Source organism: Neochlamydia sp. EPS4 (assembly GCF_000813665.1).
Taxonomy (GTDB): domain Bacteria; phylum Chlamydiota; class Chlamydiia; order Chlamydiales; family Parachlamydiaceae; genus Neochlamydia.
Map to the genome: position 1 here is coordinate 32676 of NZ_JSDQ01000008.1, position 17207 is coordinate 49882.

Annotated in this window: 14 protein-coding genes; 10 read left to right on the plus strand and 4 right to left on the minus strand. The window is 37.8% G+C overall.

Annotation, left to right across the window (positions count from 1 at the left end; all coding sequences use genetic code 11):
• Window positions 1–109 precede the first annotated feature (109 nt).
• From DB42_RS01075 to DB42_RS10155, 8 genes are all read left to right on the plus strand, one after another.
• Complete coding sequence (locus DB42_RS01075) at window positions 110–736, plus strand: tetratricopeptide repeat protein (RefSeq protein WP_044881356.1); 627 nt, start codon at window positions 110–112, stop codon at window positions 734–736.
• Window positions 737–739: 3 nt separating this feature from the next.
• Complete coding sequence (locus DB42_RS01080; protein ID WP_044881357.1) at window positions 740–1426, plus strand: hypothetical protein; 687 nt, start codon at window positions 740–742, stop codon at window positions 1424–1426.
• Window positions 1423–2385, plus strand: coding sequence for a hypothetical protein (locus tag DB42_RS01085; RefSeq protein ID WP_044881358.1), 963 nt, complete (start codon window positions 1423–1425; stop codon window positions 2383–2385). Before DB42_RS01080 ends, DB42_RS01085 begins: the two co-directional genes overlap by 4 nt.
• A gap of 45 nt (window positions 2386–2430) precedes the next feature.
• Window positions 2431–3705, plus strand: coding sequence for a hypothetical protein (locus DB42_RS01090; RefSeq protein WP_044881359.1), 1275 nt, complete (start codon window positions 2431–2433; stop codon window positions 3703–3705).
• 291 nt (window positions 3706–3996) lie between these two features.
• Window positions 3997–6474: a hypothetical protein gene (locus DB42_RS01095; protein ID WP_044881360.1), complete on the plus strand. Its 2478-nt coding sequence runs from the start codon at window positions 3997–3999 to the stop codon at window positions 6472–6474.
• 1181 nt (window positions 6475–7655) lie between these two features.
• Entirely contained in the window at window positions 7656–8072 is a 417-nt protein-coding gene (locus tag DB42_RS01100) for a hypothetical protein (protein ID WP_044881361.1), read from the plus strand.
• A 484-nt stretch (window positions 8073–8556) separates the two neighbouring features.
• Window positions 8557–9018 carry a transposase gene (locus tag DB42_RS10150; RefSeq protein ID WP_238578971.1) on the plus strand — a complete coding sequence of 154 codons (462 nt, stop codon included), beginning with the start codon at window positions 8557–8559 and terminating at the stop codon, window positions 9016–9018.
• Complete coding sequence (locus DB42_RS10155) at window positions 9008–9727, plus strand: hypothetical protein (protein WP_052435873.1); 720 nt, start codon at window positions 9008–9010, stop codon at window positions 9725–9727. The genes DB42_RS10150 and DB42_RS10155 overlap by 11 nt, the downstream gene beginning before the upstream one ends.
• A gap of 789 nt (window positions 9728–10516) precedes the next feature.
• On the opposite strand, the gene DB42_RS10160 is transcribed toward DB42_RS10155, so the two are convergent.
• Together DB42_RS10160 and DB42_RS10740 are read right to left on the minus strand one after the other, a co-directional pair.
• Window positions 10517–11323, minus strand: a complete 807-nt coding sequence (locus DB42_RS10160; protein ID WP_052435874.1) for a tetratricopeptide repeat protein — start codon at window positions 11321–11323, stop codon at window positions 10517–10519.
• A gap of 359 nt (window positions 11324–11682) precedes the next feature.
• A complete protein-coding gene (locus tag DB42_RS10740) occupies window positions 11683–12069 on the minus strand; it encodes a transposase (RefSeq protein ID WP_162180737.1) in 387 nt (128 codons plus the stop codon).
• A gap of 127 nt (window positions 12070–12196) precedes the next feature.
• On the opposite strand from DB42_RS10740, the gene DB42_RS01120 reads away from it, so the two are divergent.
• On the plus strand, window positions 12197–12757 hold the full coding sequence (locus tag DB42_RS01120) for a hypothetical protein (protein WP_044881363.1): 561 nt from the start codon (window positions 12197–12199) through the stop codon (window positions 12755–12757).
• Between the two features lie 587 nt (window positions 12758–13344).
• Window positions 13345–15093 (plus strand): SWIM zinc finger domain-containing protein, encoded by a 1749-nt coding sequence (locus DB42_RS01125; RefSeq protein ID WP_155117358.1) that lies wholly within the window; start codon window positions 13345–13347, stop codon window positions 15091–15093.
• A gap of 193 nt (window positions 15094–15286) precedes the next feature.
• Here the strand turns inward: DB42_RS01125 and DB42_RS01130 are convergent, their stop codons facing one another.
• Window positions 15287–16753 carry a DUF4116 domain-containing protein gene (locus tag DB42_RS01130; RefSeq protein WP_044881365.1) on the minus strand — a complete coding sequence of 489 codons (1467 nt, stop codon included), beginning with the start codon at window positions 16751–16753 and terminating at the stop codon, window positions 15287–15289.
• Between the two features lie 232 nt (window positions 16754–16985).
• The coding region (locus tag DB42_RS11575) for a hypothetical protein (RefSeq protein WP_238578970.1) at window positions 16986–17207 on the minus strand (222 nt) is incomplete at its 5' end.

Sequence of the window (17207 nt, forward strand, 5' to 3'; positions counted from 1 at the left end):
ATTTACCTTATCCTAAAGGAGCCCCATGATCATTTGAACCCCTAGAACTGCAAGAAAGACTTCAAACAAACATCTCACGCCATAAAACCTAATGAAGGAGAACTTATCCATGGCAGAAGAAACACAAGACTTTAACCCAGAAGAATTCAGAAAAGCCATTAAAAAGACAGTGGATGCTCATCGAGGAAAATTAAGCGAAGAAGAGGTAAAACTCCAAGAACAAGCGCTGATCGATATTTTTGAAAATGGCATGTTACCTGCCCAAGCTTTAGGCTTTGACGCAAATTTTATGGATTACGTTTATAAATTTGCTTATACCCTTTACCAAAAAAATGAAATTGAAGAAGCCAGCCAGCTTTATCGCTGGCTAAAAGTTATGGTACCTATTGATCAAAAATATACCATCGCCTTGGCCCATTGCTATATTCAGCAAAAAAATTGGCTTGCCGCCGTTGCCATGCTTATGGAATTAGGCGTGCTAAATCCTGAAGATCCATTACCTTTTGAAAAGATGTGTGATTGCTTGATTGAGGCTAAAGATTATGCCAGTGCTCTTATGGCTATAGAGCAAGCCATAAAAAGAGCTGCAGATAAGCAAGAATACATGCTAGATAAAGAAAAATGGTTGATGACTTACGACTATCTTCTTTCCCAATTAGAGATTGATCCTGCCATTATAGAAAAAGTTAAAGCAGAAAATGAATCTATTACTCATGTAAAAAACTCCGAGAGGTAGACGATGAGCATCTCAGGAAGTGGGACAGGCGCCCCCGGCGGCATTCCAGAATTTTCTCTTCTCAATGATCAAAATGCCGCTATCCATGCTCTACGCCTATCGATGGGCATTGCAAATAATTTAGATTCTATTTCATTTACTGAGATTGACAAGCAAGCCTTATGGAAATATGACACCTCCCCAAGCAAGCCCACTTTACATCCTTTAGAACATATGCGCGTAGAAGTAACGCCTCCGCGAGCTGATGACACCTGGAAACAAGTGCTAGCAGAAATCACGGAGAGGCTGCCCAGCAATGTACGAGCAGCTTACGAACAAAGCTTACAGGCCCCTATAGAAGAACGCAACCCCTCCTTAATTGTTCTAGGAAAGCTATTAGAAGGAGCAGCAAAAGTACTCAATGGAATTAAAAATTCTGCAAATGCTCTAGATTCTCAAAATCCTATCGCAGCCGCTGGCTCGCCATTAGATCTTCGCCGGCAGATGAATTTAGAGTTAGCCGAAAAAGCTTTACAAGGCATCATTAAAGACAGCTTTCCCACTTTTGAAGCGATAAAAAATAGCTTAGCAAGCTTAGGGCCTAATGATCCATTTTTTGATGAGTTGATGGGAGCAGCCAACCAATTAGGCATGGCCTACTCCACCCTTGCCCACATTCATAATAAAAAGGCTGCTGAAGACCACCTATGAAAGAAAACAATAGCGAAATACAAAAAGCTAGAAAAAATCTAGCCCATGCTTTGGAGGCCGTTAAAGAGAGTTATAATAGAAAAAACCATGGAGAATTTCTAACTATTTTGGGTCCGCTGATTAGCTCTTTAAGTACGGTGACTATGGCTCAAACGATTAAGGAAGCTGCCCCCGCACTTTTATTAGGCTTTAAAATTGCTTTGCAAGGGATCGAAAAAGAGGAAAGCTCGGTGGGAGTTATGGGAAAAGCTTTAGCCTCATCCACTCAAAGATTAGTAGATTTTATCGCAAGAATCCATTTACTCCAGGAAGATCAAGGAAATAAGCAGTTATTGCTAATGATTTCTCGTGGCCTTGTCCTCACCACCATTGCTTTAAGCTGGGCCTTAAGCCATTTTAGCTTTACCTACTCCTCGCCTCTTAAAGAAAAAGATGAAAAAGAACAACAAAGAAAGCAATCTTTTGGAATTGAGTTAGCTCTAATCCTTACCTTGAAAACAGGCATTTGGCAAAAAATTGTGGAAAGCTTTGTAAGTGCATGTGGAGCCACTACCAAGCAACAGCAAGCCCTGGCAGCATTAATGCTTCCTCTTCTATTAATTCTGTCTTTATTAACAGTGGCTAGGGGGAAAAAGAAACTTTTAGAAGAGCTTTTTCTACATTTAAAGGCTGAATTAGTGGAGGGGTTAGAAAATCTCCAAACTTTTTTACCCTCTTTGGCTGGCGAGCCTGTATCCAACATAGCTCTATATATCCAGCAGGCTACGGCTAGCTTGAAAGAAGAGGATTTTGATCATTTATATCAGGCTTATACGGGGGTTCTTGAAAGCATTGATGCCACCCCTAGCCAGCTCAATGAAGAGATCGAAGAAATTATTTATTTTGCTGAAACTATTTACACGGCATTTAGGAGCGGTTCTATAGAATTTAACCATACGACCGTCTCGCAGTTAATATAAAAAATTTAACAACAATTCTCTTCAAAAATAGAGAAGGAGGAAATTATGACATCTGGAAATATCACAGGACAAAGCCAGGGAGGCGGAGTTTATCTACCCCCTTCTGATTCTGGAGCCGTTCCCGCTGCAGGAGCGAATTCAGCTGCCAAAGCAGTAGCTCAGCCCAACCAGGCCTATTATACAGATAGCACCTCCACTGGAAAAGAGGCTGTATCTGCTAAACATACACGCAATCTACTCGCTCATATTCCTCCTCCTAATGCCCAGGCTGCCGGGGTATCAGAATCTTCAGGCACAGGCAATCCCTTTTTACGACCCAATCCCTTGGTGGCCTTTTTTATGAATTTTACAGAAATTTCTAATGTCTTACGTCAAATGACCATGGCTCAAGAAGAAATTACTTTATCTCAAATGAGTATGATTAATGAGCTGGCCAAAGGCCAAGCCCAGCAAATTCTACAAGCAGCTGAAAAAGAGTCTAAGATGTATATGGCCAGTGCAATCGCCTGCTTTATGGAAGCAGGAGTTTCATTAGGACAAGCCGCCATGCAATTTAGAGTCAACCGCAATGTTGATAAAGATATGGAAAAACAGAAAGGAACTTATAAAGACGAATCTACACGCCTTCAAGACGGCAAAGCAAGTGCTAAAAAGTACTACGATGAGGTGTCAGGCCAACACACAGCCAACGAAATGAAGGCCAAACAAATGAGAAATGCGGATAAAAATGTAGCCGAGGCTAAAAAAAATCTAGAAAAGGCAAAGCAAGGTGGCTCTAGAGAAGGAATCACAGCCTCTGAGCAAAAGTTGAAAGATGCTGAAGCTCAAAGAGACATAGCTTATGGCGGTCAACTAGAAGAAAATCAAAGAGCAGCAAAGTTGAAGCGAGCAGAAGCTAAGAGTTTAAGAAGCTCTGAGGAGTCTTTGTCTGCTAAAAGAGATTTAAATAGGGCCAATCATGAATCTGAGACAGCAAATTATGAACTGGAAAAATTTAATACTAGCTATGCCATGACTCATGCCAATAGCGTGACTAACAAAATGATGATATTCAACATGACTGCTACCATGCTAAACAAGTCTACCGAGGGAATGATGAACTTATGGAAATCAGAATTAGTAGTAGAAAAAGCTCAAGCAGAGGCTTTAAAAGCCATGATGGATGCTTACATCCAAAACTCTTTTAAAACTGTGGACTTAATGAATAACGCTAAAAGCGAAAATTCAAAATTGATCGCCGATCTTATGCAGCAACTACGTAAATTTTCTGAGGATGAAAGGAAGCTGGGAAGCTCTGTTGGAGTTCAGTCTACAGGCTAAGCCAGATAAGCATAAAGGAGCAAAGAGGCCCTTTACGGGCCCTTTTGCTCGTCAGTGACGCTGATCGCTTAAATCAGGGAAGCAAAAAATCCTAAGGGTTTAAATTTAAACGAATTTATCGGGAGCAAGCTAGCCTACAAGGGACTACCAAAGAAACAAAAAAAAGCGATTATAAAGCTTTTAAAAAATTTTTACATTAAATCTATCATCAATAATTAAAAAAAATTTGCAATAATATAAGAAACTTCCATTTTCCTATTTTTATTCTACCAAGTTTTTGAGGAGGACTACATGTCACTTAATACCAATTTCAATACTAATTACAATAATTTTCAAGTGGGGGAACCTGGCGAAGTCAATACTATTCCCCCCACTTTAGGGGAAGATCCACGCTCAACTGATACGGCTAACAAATCCACGCAAACTGCCAAGCCTAACTCTTTTACTGCTCCTGGAAGTCCTCAACTTCCTGCTCCCTCTGAAGCCGCACAAAAAGATCCCACTCTATTAACTAACGGGCTCTTTCAACCTCAAGCCCTCCTCTCCCATCTACAAACCCAAGCCCAAACGAATGCTAATAATCAAAATAGCAATAAGCAACCCTTAACTGACGAGGGGCAACGCACCTTATATGCCAATAACTTTAATGCAGCCTTAACATCTTATGCAAAAGCTAACAATTTATCCTCCAGCGATGTAGCAAAGCTTACCTTTGCTTTTTATAATTCTACGGCTACCACCGAGGGTACCAAGCTAAGTTCTGGCGCCGACTTTAATCAAATTCTACAAACGCTCACAGGGCAAGCCCAACAAGAAGCTTTGAAAGCAGGAGTTGATGTATCTAAGTTAAATCCCGCTGTAGACAACTCCTCTTACAACCTTTCCCTCTCAGACACTTATAATGCTGCTTTTGAAAAAGCGGTAAATAGTGATACTTCGCTTTCTCCCGAAGATAAAGCGGCTCTTATCTATCAGCATTATAACCCTTCCCCTGCACTCAAAGGAGTGGACCAGAATAAACTTAAACAATTACAGAATGCCGCTCTTAAACAAACTAGCCAAAAATTTAGTACTCCAGCAGGATGGAAACCTCCTCTGAATAATGCAATGTATAATGGAGCTCTAAAGGGAAGTTTTCAAGTTAACCTTAAGCTTAACCTGGATGAGTACGCGGGTCAAAACAACTTGAGCGCCGCTGACCTTGCAGCTCTTAAAAAAGCTATAGAAAACATCAAAGATCCTAGTATTTCTAACGCTCTTAAAGCTATTGCTCAACAGATCATAAATAAAACAATCAGTGAGACTAAAGTTCAAAATCAATTACCAGTAAATTGGCAGCCATCTGCAGAGCAAATGAAGAACGCTTTTAAAGATATCTCCTCCAACCTAGCAACGACCTCTCTTGTGCAAGCACGCGAGATGCTAAATACTTCGATGGCGCAGTTACAATTACTGATGCCCAATGGTCCGGGTAAGCAAAAAACCATCGATTTACTTATGACGATTAGCAAAGCGATTGTTGAAGCTCAAAATACAATTTATGAAATACAAACTTCTCGTTCCCAACAGGCTAAACAACAAGCAACCGCAAAATTAGGTATGCAATTGCAGCAAGTTCGCGAGCAGCAAGAAAAAGAAAAAGAGATGCAAAAGCAGCAAGGAAAATCAGGCTTTCTAGGCGTTCTTATGAAAATCATCGAACCGGTAATAAAGGTTATAACCGTATTGATGGCTGTAGCAACAGGAGGTCTATTAGGCCTTGTCTTTGCTTTATTAGATACCACACTCAATTTAACGGATAAACTCATTGAAGCTATCGTAGACGTAGTCTCTAAATTAATAGATAAAATTATCCCCAGTGGCAATGGATTTTTAGATGGGTTAAAGGCAGGCTTAAGAGCTATTACTCAATTATTTGTGATGGCCACTCTAGCTATCATGGCGGTGGGTATGCTAGGTCCACAACTAGTGACTACTATGTTTACCACCATGCTAACAGAATCTGATATCATTCCTGATTTTTGTCAGATGTGCGGGATTAGTAGAGAAAATGCTCAATATATTGCGATGGCAGTGGGAATGGCTATTACCATAACGATTGGAATCTTAAGCTGTATCAATCCCGCTGCTGCTGTCCCTGCGGTTACTCAGGCCACAGCAAGAGCTGCCGCTTCGACTGCGAAGATTCTAGGGAAGGTAATGGACGTCATAAAAAAGGCTGTGGAGTTAGTGAACAGCGTAAAAATTTTATCTAAAGCTGTTAATGTTACTGGAAAGATAGTGAAAAAAGCCTTAGAAGAATTATCCGAGGTTGTAAATGTAATAGGAAGCGCTGCCAAACGAATTGCCGATACAACTTTCCGCGTGTTGGGAAATGTATTAAGCAAAATTCTTAAGTCCGTCAAAGGTTCTAAAGCTATGGAGCTAATTGAAACGCTCCTGACCAAAGCTTTAAAAAATCCCAATACTTTTAATCGTATTATGGCAGGAGTAAGTATCACTCAATCCACACTAACGGCAGTTAAAAGTGGAATTCAAGGAGGAATGAATGTTTCTCAAGCTATTATTGCGTCGGTTAGAGGTAAATATGATGCTATTATTGAAGAGCTACAAGCGATGATTAAGCAGCTGCAAAAAGTTTTAGATGACCTTTTAGATAGCCTTAGTGGTTTAGGGGAAGATTTACTTAGCGTCAAAGGTATGCATGATAACCTCCTTAAAGGCCTGCAAGATACCTTACAAAAAACAACCTCTATCCAGATAAACTAAGAATAAAAATTAGGTAAATAATATAGCTCGTCTCTTACAAGAAAGTATTTTTAAAGTACCTTAAGCCCTCGTAAAGGGCTTAAGGTACTTAAAGAGGCTGTATGCCTAAACGTTTTTTTAGGGGGCTTTTTAATTCAATTAGTAACACCTTTTTATGCCCAGCCATCCATATACTTTTACCCTCGGCTACAAGCTTTATCTAACAAAAATTATTCCGATCGTCTTGCTTTTATTGCTTTCAAGCATTCTTAAAAACTTCTTTTAAGAATGTGTTTATCCTATAAAGATTATCACGTCTAATTTTAATGTCTTAAATTTTTACTCTTTGATAAATGATCGCTAGTAAACCCTGGCAGTTAAATTTTACTCCTTTTCTTAGCTTTGCTTTTAGTCATATATTCTATGGACACTGGGTGCATACTCTATTCTTTTAAACAGCCAACTCTTAGGTAATTAAAAATATTTTAAATGCTTCTTAAAGAATAGCAACTCTTCCCGCTTAAGTGGTTTCCCTTCTCTCTTTCTCCTAATGATTCTGAGGAGGTTCTCTCGCTAGAATTATGAAGTCTTTTTTATCTGAGAAGATGAAAGCTTAAATGAGCAAGGGATCTTAAAGTTTTTTAACTAGGTTCTTATTTTGCAAAGAAAAGGAAAAAGCTGGTTTAAACTTAAGACCTAGGGATCTTTTTTTGAGAACATTTTGTCAGCTATTAAGATTCTTAACTCCTCTTTTATGACTACTTTATTGCTTCTAAAGGAGGACAAAAAAAAGTGCTCCTCTTCCATTGAATAAAATCTTAGCGATAAAACCTAAACCGTTCAGCAAGTTTTATATTATAATGCATATTTCTTACTCAATAAGATTTTTCAATTTATATAAACTAAATAACTCTCTTCGCACCGAAAATGTATAAGAAATTTTTAAAAATACTCTTCCTTTAAATTTGCTATATCCTTATCCTTAAACGTAATATGATAAATCCTAAGAGATTATCTTAAAGCTAAGAATGAAAAGCCTATTAAGAAGGAATAGAAGTAGTTTTTTGGCTGCTCCCTTAAAGCGAAGGAAGTACAAGACAGCCTTTAAGGCTTGTTGCTTTTTAAGTAGTAAAGGCCCCATTTAACAAAACTTTTCCTAATACTAATGAAGCGATATTGTTAAATTCGTAAACAAGGATAATATGAGTAATGCTGATATCGACGAGCAACTAAATAAATTGCTATCTATTAAAGAAAAAAGTTATACTTTTACGATAGGTTCCAATTTACATGATAAACTTGAGAAGCATCTTTTTTCGCTGAAAGCGATCAACAAAAAATGCTCCAAGGGAAAATGGGTTTATGAGGCTATTGCTGAAAAGCTTAAATTGGAAAATGTCGGTGATTTATCCAAACAAAGAAGAATTCAAGTTTTTTTGGATGACACTATCTCCAATGAAATTGAAAAACGTATTCAAATTTTCAAAAAAGTTTATTCCAGCTATTCAAAAAAACAGTGGATCTTAGAAGCTATCCATGAAAAGCTAGACCGAGAATTAAAGCTTATTAAAGAAGAGTTTAAAAAGACTTATGCGACTGAAATGGATTCAAGTGATTAACTTAACGTTATAAGCCTCCCAATAATTTATACTCTTACCTCTAAATTGCTTATCCTCCACCTTTAAATTTAAACTTCGTAAGCCTTTATACTCGATGATGTACTTTTTTCTTGTTGGCTAATTTTTAATAAAATAATGTTGTAGCTTATCAACTCATTAAAAATAATTTTTTGTCTATATTTTCCCAGCCCCTCTTCCTTTTATTAAAGAATATCTAAATCAACTTAAAGTAGCTCTCAAACAAGGAAATTCCCACAATAGCTTATTCAAAATTCAATGGTGTTGGCTGGCTTTTTGCTTGATGGGAATATTAATTACAAATTCAATCTGTTAGGCAAAATTTGAAAGGGCTGGGCTTAAAAGCTATAAAAAGATGGCTTTATCGGCCATGTTTAGACGTGCTAAAATTGCTTAGAACAGGCTGCTAATTTGTAATGTTCGCGCGATCCTACGTAAACATGGCATCACAGAAGGGGTTCTTATTATCGATGATAAAGATCACAGCCGATCAAAAAATGCTGAGAAGTTGCCTCATTTACATAAAATCCGTGATAAGAAAACGAGTGGTTATTTTTGTGGCCAAAATATAGTATTTCTTCAGCTAGTGACTAAAAAATTTTGCATTCCCGTCTCCTTTGCCTTTTATTCTCCTGATCCTGTACTCACAAAATGGCAACAGGAAGTAAGAACACTAAAAAAGTTAGGAATTTCTAAAAAAGACCGTCCCAAAGAGCCTAAAAGGTCATTAGAATATCCAAAAAAGTATACACTAGCTTTGCAATTGCTTAAAAATTTTGCTTGTGAATTTCCTGCTTTTAAGGTCACTTGTGTACTGGCTGATGCTCTTTACGGCAATAGCTTGTTTGTAGATGGAGTAGAAGCTATTTGGCCTGGAGTGCAAATCATTACTCAACTTAAGAAAGAATCAAAAAGTCATGCGGGGTAAAAAGTCTCTCTCATGCCAAGAATTCTTTGAAGCCTACAAAGGCTGGAATCAAGAAATTTTCATACACGGTGATAAAAAAAATGGAGTGCAAGCCGGGGGAGCAAGGTTATATGTTCCTTCTCATCATAAAAAACGATTGGTAATAGCCCTTAAATATGAGGGCGAAAATGAGTATCGCTATCTTATGGCTGCAAATCTTTCATGGAATATGAAAGATATGATGCAAGGATATACTTTGAGATGGTTAGTAGAGGTTTTTATTGAAGATTGGAGTAGTCATTGTGGGTTTTGCAGTTTGGCCAAACAGTGCGGCGTTGAGGGATCAGAGCGACCTTTGATTCTAAGCCTGCTGTTTGACCACTGCTTTCTTTTTCATTTGTCTCAAACAAATTTCATTAAGAACAAACTCCCTTTAGCAACCTTGGGGAGTCTAGTAGAAAAGTCTAGAGTGGATACTTTGTGCCAAGTTGTAAGAGAAATTGTTGAAAATGAAAATTTAAAACAACTCTTCCGAAATCTCGAAAAGACGCTAGATGAAATCTTTGTTTTAAGGCCTTCTCGTAAACATTTAAATGCAGTACAAGAAAATGTGACTTTTGAGTCATCCCAGAAAAGTTGCCTAGCTGTCAAGAATAAAAAAGTATATCATCGAGTATGCAGTTTAAGAGAAATAAAGAAAAAAATTTTGGTAGCTAGGGTAGATCACTAACCATGACGGATGACACAGCTGCCAAATTAGCGATTAAGGCAAAGCGTTAGATTCTGCCATCCAAACGCAGCAAGAGGCTGTACAACAATCCGATCAGCTCGCTCAGACATTAATGAAAATGCCAGACCAAGAAGCAAGTATCTTCTATTGGAGTGCCTAATTTTACTATGAATTATAGAATCCAAAAAGGATTCTACAATTCATTTGGTTCTTTATACTTCCTTCAAAATGAAAATTTTGGAGATACTGCTTTTTTAGAATTGAGATGAAATGCGAAACATCATTTTCGAATGGCAAGCGATACATTTAAACCATCCAAAACAACGATTGCGTATATATTTGACAGCTTCTTTACCCCGAGCAAAAAAGATAAACAAAACAAATGATTTCCCAGTCACAGCAGTGATCCCTCAATCCAGCTATAACGGCTTTCCATAGAATTTTTTGTCAAAAGGTGAACTAAGGAAATATTAACCCCTTCTCCAAACGATAAAACGGGAGTGCAAAATATAGGTCGGAAAGCTGCTCTTCTTTCTAGATGCACGCTATCCCAGCATCGAAGATAAAGCATGCTAAAGATTAATTGACTCTCTGCAACTCTCAAAAAACAGGTATTTTTACCGAATAAACGATGCTTTTAGATGAGCTAAAAACTGGTTAAAATTCCATCAAATTGGAGAATCGCCAAGTTGATGCCAAAATTTATCAACCGCGGAAGGTTCCTTCCCCAGAATAAGAAATAGAAGGCAAAGAATAGGACTTTTTAAGAAGAGAATCAGGGTTAAGTTGTCAAACGACCTTAGCCAGCTGAGATTTCCATTTATTAATCGCTTCTTGATACTGTTCCTCTCCTTTTTGCTCATAAAATTTTATCAAATAATCAATTGCTACAGGATCGTGATTTTGAGCAGCTTTTTGATATAAAAGATGGGCTATCTCTATCTGTCCTTTTTCTTCAAACTTTTGAGCAACATGGCGTACGATGTCTACCTCGTCTGAATAGCTTGCAGCTTTTAAATACCATTGAAGCGCGGTTTCTTCATCTTTGGGAACACCTTCGCCTCTTTCGAGACAATGCCCCACCATAAATAACGCTGGAGGATAGTTTCCTTCTAACCCCGCTTTTTGATAGCAATTAAAAGCTTGAGCAAAATTTTGTTCCGTTCCCTTTCCCTGATAAAAGCAATGACCTAAGTCAAATTGATATTCAGCTCTTTTCGAGGGATTTAGAGAAGAATCATTAGCAAAAATATAAGCCTTACAAGCTATTTCTTTTAGATCTTCTTGGCGGCCTACATAATTAGGATAATATAGTTGTGTTTGATTAGTGCTACAATATTGGTTAACGCAACAATAATAGATCTTAGCCATTTTTTCGGCGGTTTCAGGATTGTATTTCGCTTCGGCTCCTAATTCTAGTTGTATTTTTGCAAATGTGCAACCATCATATAAAGATACCTGATTTTTTGCATCTTCTACTACTGTGATAATATAATTTAGATTTTTGCTAAAATTGTTTTCAATTAGCTGATTAAACGATTTTTGGGTAAATTTATCTACTTTGCTTAAATAATTATCAAAAATATTACTAATCATTACAAACCCTACTTTTTAATTTACATTTTTTTATTTAGTGATATGTTCAATTTATCATCCACTCTATTAATGTCACAAAGGAAAAAATTTATGCAAGGCGCAGGATCAACTCCTCCCTCTCCACCTCTTGAAAATATGCCAGTTGTTTCTGCCTTTAAAACACGTACAACTGAAACCTCTCAAACAGAAGAACAGCAACCTCAGAGAGAGGAAGGACAATCCACCTCTTTGCCTCCTTCTGCTTCTCAATTAGAACGCATCCAACAGGCGAATTTGAATCAATCTGCCCAACAAAGCCGCTTATTAAGCCTAGCTAAAAAGCGTAAAAGTGAAACATCTCAAATAGAGGAACAGCAATCTCAAAGAGAAGAAGGGCAATCTGCTTCTTCTGCTTCTCGCGTGCTTCCACTACAACAGGATCCATCGAACGAGCTAATATTTCTTTGGTGTTTTTTTATTGCTATGGGTTCAAAATCTGCTTTACGATCTCTAGGTACTTGTAAACTAATAGCACCATAATTGCTTTTAACTGTTTTCTTGGCATGGCCATTGCGGCTATTGCCTGATAGGTGTCCTTTGGATGAATGCTTTTCATAACCCAGGTGCTCATCCATTTCTTTTTGAAGCATTTGCTCCAACATGTTGCCAATTAGACGCTGAACGAGGCCATTTTTCCCTGTCAGATCGTCAACAGTTTTACATTTAGCAAGCTCAGATTGTAGATCAAATTTTTCAGGAATTGACATATTGTCTGTCTCCATTTGTATAAATGATTAGCAGCTGCAAACTCCGCTTCGCTTCGTTCGCAGCTTGGTTTGCTTTTGAAAGTATAATAAAAGTCTACTTTCCTTATTATTTATTTACATAGATTTTTTGACAGACCCAAACATTGTTGAAAGAGATGCTACTAGCATTAAAGCACTCCATTATTTTTTTTCAAAAAATTGCAAAGTTGAAAAAGAGTGCGAAGGCGCTCATATTTCCATTATTCCTCGTTTTACTGTGATCTCTTCTGAAAATCGGATGCAATATGAATATAAAGATAACAAGCTTTATCAGCGCCTTAATACAGTCGATTATGTGAAAGCAGTGATTAATAGAATTGATGACGAAATAGAAAAGGACGGGAGGCTTTTTGCAATCCAGCTATTAAACAAGATTATAAAAGGAAAAGAAAACATAAGTTCAGCAGTCGTGGAATTCAGAAGATATATTGGAAAAGTCTTAGAAAGGATTAGCCAAGGTATTTTTCGTACTAGCAATTATAAAGGACGACAACAAGAAGAAGCTAGAGGAATAGCAGGGAGCCTTTTCGGACAATATACAACTTCTATCACGACAACGGCAGCTCTACTCCATCTGACGCTACTTCTAGATCGTCTCCAAGTTTATCGGAAGCCGAGTTGCCTCCAACGCCTCAAATTCGAGATGTGAGAGGAGAAGAAGCCTTGCCAGAAAAAGAAAAAAAACAAGCGAAGAGGAAGAAAAGAAGAAATAAATACAAAGAAACTTTGATGGCTTTTAAAATAACGCCTGCTTAATATAAAAACACCTCAAGCATATATTAAAAGCCTTAATTCTTGTTTTTATTTATCGAAAAAGAATAGCCTAGATTTATTGGGATTTAGGCAATAATTGGCTAAACCTGCCATCAAGTTGCGGAGAAAATTTCAGCGGCTTCGATGGTCCAAAAAAGCAAAGACACTTTTACTCAGAGAAGAAGAAATGATACACGCTGAAGAACCAAAAGGTTCCTTAGAATGAGCTTCCTAATCAGTGGCCAGAAGATATTCCTTTTCTGCCTCAAAATATGATGAGCGACAAGAAAAACCGAAAGATTATTGATGAACGCCTAGAGGATTGTTCAAATTTTTTTAAGATTGGATTTAACCCAGCGAGAACTTAAAAAAATACTCATACTTTATTTTTGCTTGGGCCAATAAGTGCTTGAAATAAAAGGCTTTAAAACAGTAGAATATGCACTTAATTTGATTGAGATTTTGATAACACAGTCAAAAATTATGATAAAAAATCCTTTTTATTTTAATGAAGCTATGATTAAAGAATGGTGTTTTCCAAACACCTTCCTTAAGGGTGAAAATTACATTGAAAAAGTTACTTTTTTAACAATAGTCGCGGATACTTTATATGCTACAGTTCAAGGTAGCTTACCCGAGCCTTACCAAGTAAAAGTTTCTCTAAAAAATCAACAATGGCAAAATGGCTACTGTTCCTGCCCTTCTGATTTTTATCCTTGCAAACACCTTGTAGCTGTCTTACTTAAAATTGCTCGTCAAGGTATTGAATCCTTCGGCCCGCCTTTAGAAGAGATACTAAGAACCTTAGATCTGAGCACGCTTAGATCTTTATTGTTAAGGTTGATCGAGCAGCATCCTTATCTGGTGAAGGACATTCAAATTTTCCTTATCCGCCCTGTAGCAACCGGAGAACCAACATCTCTTCTGGATACTCAAGCCATTGCTAGGGAAATGGAAGATCTTCTTTATCAGGATTATGATTTTTGGGACGATGAAGGAGAGGGTTTAAGTGAGATAGCTTTAAGAATTGAAGAACTAATGAGACAAGTTATTCCTTTCTTAGAAGCTGAAGATGGAGTTAATGCTTTTGCTATTCTAAAGGCGATCACCAAGCCGTTAATAGAAAGAAATGAAACCTTTATCGACTTTGGCGGAGATGATCTTTACGAAGAGATTTTAGATGCTTTAGCGTCGCTTTGGATGGAAGCCATTCTTATCAGTCATTTTTCTTCGCAAGAAAAAGCAGTCTGGATTGAAATTTTTTATGATTGGAATGAAGAATCGGATGGCGCTTTTGATGCTGCTCTTGAATTGATGAAGGCTGGCTGGGACTATCCCTTACTGAAAGCAGCGCTTACTAATCAGACAGATTTTGCTACTGAGCTAGATGAAGAGGTCAGCAAAAAAATTGCGAAGGTTGCTTTTCGTGTTTTAAAACGACAAAAAAAGCTTGATACCTGCCTACTCTTAGCTCATCTAGCTGGCATGGATGAAGAATATGCAAAATTGCTCATCGAGCTCAAAAGATATATCGAAGCAGAAAGATTCATTAGCAGTCATATTCGAGACCCTAATACACTTTTAAAGCTCTCCCAACAGTTTTATGAATGTAAAGAGCTCCAATTGGCTTTAAAAACAGCTCTTTGCTATAAAAGTTCCCGTGAAGAAGATTGGCTAGCAAGAGATTTATTAAGATGGACAAGAGATCTAGCTTTTGAAGCAGGTCAAATCCAGATAGGTATAAAAGCTGGAGTAGATTTGCTCACTATGGCCTCTTCTTTGGAAGGCTATAAAGCTTTACAAAAGGGGGCCCAAAGCCAATGGGATATCATCAAACCAGGCGTTTTAAAATTTGTTCAAACTGACAGGCCCTACAATTATGAGGAGCCAATTAAAATTCTTTTATATGAGAAAATGATTGATGAAGCTATTAAGATCGCAGAAAAATTTAGAACGATGCCGGAGTTTCTTATTGAAGAAGCTTTAACTCAGCGGCCTGAATGGGCTTTAGAAAACTGTCAAAAACTTGCCACAGAGGCCATTCAGCAAGGGGCATCTTATTATGGCCGAGCAGCAGAGTGGTTGGATAAAGCTTATCTTGCTGCTACACAAGCACAATCTATAGCTCAATGGACCGAAAATATCCGACAGCTTCTTAAGGAACATCAACGTAAACGCAATTTGGTTCCCAAGCTAAAAGAACTCCTTACCAAACATAACATTGACCTATAAACTCCCCACATTAGGGGAGAGAATTTCTTAAACAAGTATAGACGCAAAAGGCTTAAGCTCTATTCTTAAGGCACGCTTAACGAGATTTAAGTAAGCTATATCTATTTTTTTAAGTAGATAATAGTTTTGAGAAAGAAACTGCCTCTCTTAGATTGCTATCTATTACATATTATAGCAATGGTAAATAAAATCTTCATGCAATTTTCCTGCCTTCTTCACCCTTTAGGACTTCTTTATTTTGAAGCATAGCTGTTATCCCAACCTCCATATCACTTCTAAGGTACGGGCTAACATGATTAAACACCAAGCCATTTTGCTTAACGGCTGCAACTACTACCTCCTTATCCTCCTGGAGCTCTTCACTTGCAAACTTAAGGGCAAAACCATTCTGACTAACAGCGGCAAGTACGACCTCCTTGTCGTTCTGGAGCTCTATGCTGGCATATTGTAGGGCCAAGCCATTTTGACTAATAGCAGCAAGTACTACATCCTTGTCGTTCTGCAGCTCTATGCTGGCATATTGGAGGGTCAAGCCATTCTGACTAACAGCGGCAAGTACCACCTCCTTATCGTTCCGGAGCTTTATGCTGGCGCACTGGAGAGCTAAGCCATTTTGGCTAACAGCGGCAATTCCTAATTCTTTATCATCTTCAAGCTTTGTTCCTGTATAGAGAAGCAGATATCCATTTTGTCTAACGGCAGCAAGCATGACATCTTTATCTTCTTTAAGCTCCTTGGTAATATCATGAATGGCCCAGCTGTTTTGCTGAACGAGCGCAAGCACAAAGTCTTTATCTTTTCTAAGCGCTTCACTGCTATGCTTTAGCATAGAGTAGCTTTTCTGAGAAGCGTTAAATATGAAGTCTTTATCATTTTTAAGCTCTTCGCTAGCATACTGGAAGACCTCTCCGCTTTTTTCCACCGCTGTAAGCACTAAATCTTTATCATTCTGCAGCTGAGGGCTAGCGAATTTGAGCGCCCAAGGACTGCACTGAACAGCAGCAAGCATGGCTTGCTTATTATTTTTAAACTCTTGGCTGGCATCCTTAAGCGCCCAAAGATCCTGCTTGAGGGCAGCCAGTACTACCTCGGTATCACTCTTAAGTTTTTCGCTAGCATGCTCGAGCACCAAGCCATTTTGCTGGACGGCGGCAAGTATAAAATCTTTATCATCCTTAAGTTTTTTGCTAGCAAATCTTAATGACCGAGGATCTTGTAGAGTAGCTGCCCACACGACTTCTGGATCGTTTTTAAGTGTTTTGCTGACAAATTGAAGTACGTAAGAATTTTTATTAACTGCGGTTAATATAAAGTCTTTATCGTTCTTTAACCTTTCACTGGCAAACTTAAGGACCAAGCTGTTTTTTTGGAGAGCTTTTAGCAAGAAGTCTTTACTTTTTAATATCCGCTGAGCCAGGTCGCAAATTCCTATGATTACATTTCCTAATCCTGGAATCAACAAGAGCAGAGCGCGCTTAAAACTTTTTTGATCTAGATAAGAGTAATAATCGCTTTTCAATATTTTCTCTTCGTTGATAAAAGGTAAGATGACACATTTTTGAAAGATAACCAAGAGATTTGTGACCGTGCTAAGAATAGGCAGATAATCAGCTATCTTATTTATTGAAACGTATGCACGAGGTAATTGGCTTATTTTCATAATAATATGCCTTTATTTTTATTTAGCTTAAATTTCTACTTTATTTGTTAATTCATTTAAAACCAATAGAAAAGCCCTCATTTAGCCCCTTAACAGAAATTGTTCTTCTTATTGAGAATAATTTCTCATAAAGCGCTAAAAGCTGCGATAAAAAGCCTTTGTGAACCCTTAGTCCCGACTTTGACAGTTGTTTTCTTAAGTAGTTATGCCTAAGCGGCTTAAGCCTTAAAATTCAGACACAACAGTTGGTTGTTTGAAAAGATTTTAAACCATCAAGAGAAATCCCCAATGTTTTAAAAATACAGATGGCATCCTCAGAAAGTGCTGAACGTATTACATTCTTTTTATTTGAATTCCGCTCTTCAAAATGCATGGTATGCACACTAGACAGAGCATAATTGATTCTATCAGGCGTTAATGGCGTTCCATTTCTTTTCAACAGCATTTCTAGAAA

Coding starts and splice junctions, on each gene's coding strand:
- DB42_RS01100 (WP_044881361.1), top strand. CDS start 7,656: ATGAGTAATGCTGATATCGACGAGCAACTAAATAAATTGCTATCTATT.
- DB42_RS01125 (WP_155117358.1), top strand. CDS start 13,345: ATGATAAAAAATCCTTTTTATTTTAATGAAGCTATGATTAAAGAATGG.
- DB42_RS01075 (WP_044881356.1), top strand. CDS start 110: ATGGCAGAAGAAACACAAGACTTTAACCCAGAAGAATTCAGAAAAGCC.
- DB42_RS01095 (WP_044881360.1), top strand. CDS start 3,997: ATGTCACTTAATACCAATTTCAATACTAATTACAATAATTTTCAAGTG.
- DB42_RS01130 (WP_044881365.1), bottom strand. CDS start 16,753: ATGAAAATAAGCCAATTACCTCGTGCATACGTTTCAATAAATAAGATA.
- DB42_RS10155 (WP_052435873.1), top strand. CDS start 9,008: ATGCGGGGTAAAAAGTCTCTCTCATGCCAAGAATTCTTTGAAGCCTAC.
- DB42_RS01085 (WP_044881358.1), top strand. CDS start 1,423: ATGAAAGAAAACAATAGCGAAATACAAAAAGCTAGAAAAAATCTAGCC.
- DB42_RS01080 (WP_044881357.1), top strand. CDS start 740: ATGAGCATCTCAGGAAGTGGGACAGGCGCCCCCGGCGGCATTCCAGAA.
- DB42_RS10740 (WP_162180737.1), bottom strand. CDS start 12,069: ATGTCAATTCCTGAAAAATTTGATCTACAATCTGAGCTTGCTAAATGT.
- DB42_RS01090 (WP_044881359.1), top strand. CDS start 2,431: ATGACATCTGGAAATATCACAGGACAAAGCCAGGGAGGCGGAGTTTAT.
- DB42_RS10160 (WP_052435874.1), bottom strand. CDS start 11,323: ATGATTAGTAATATTTTTGATAATTATTTAAGCAAAGTAGATAAATTT.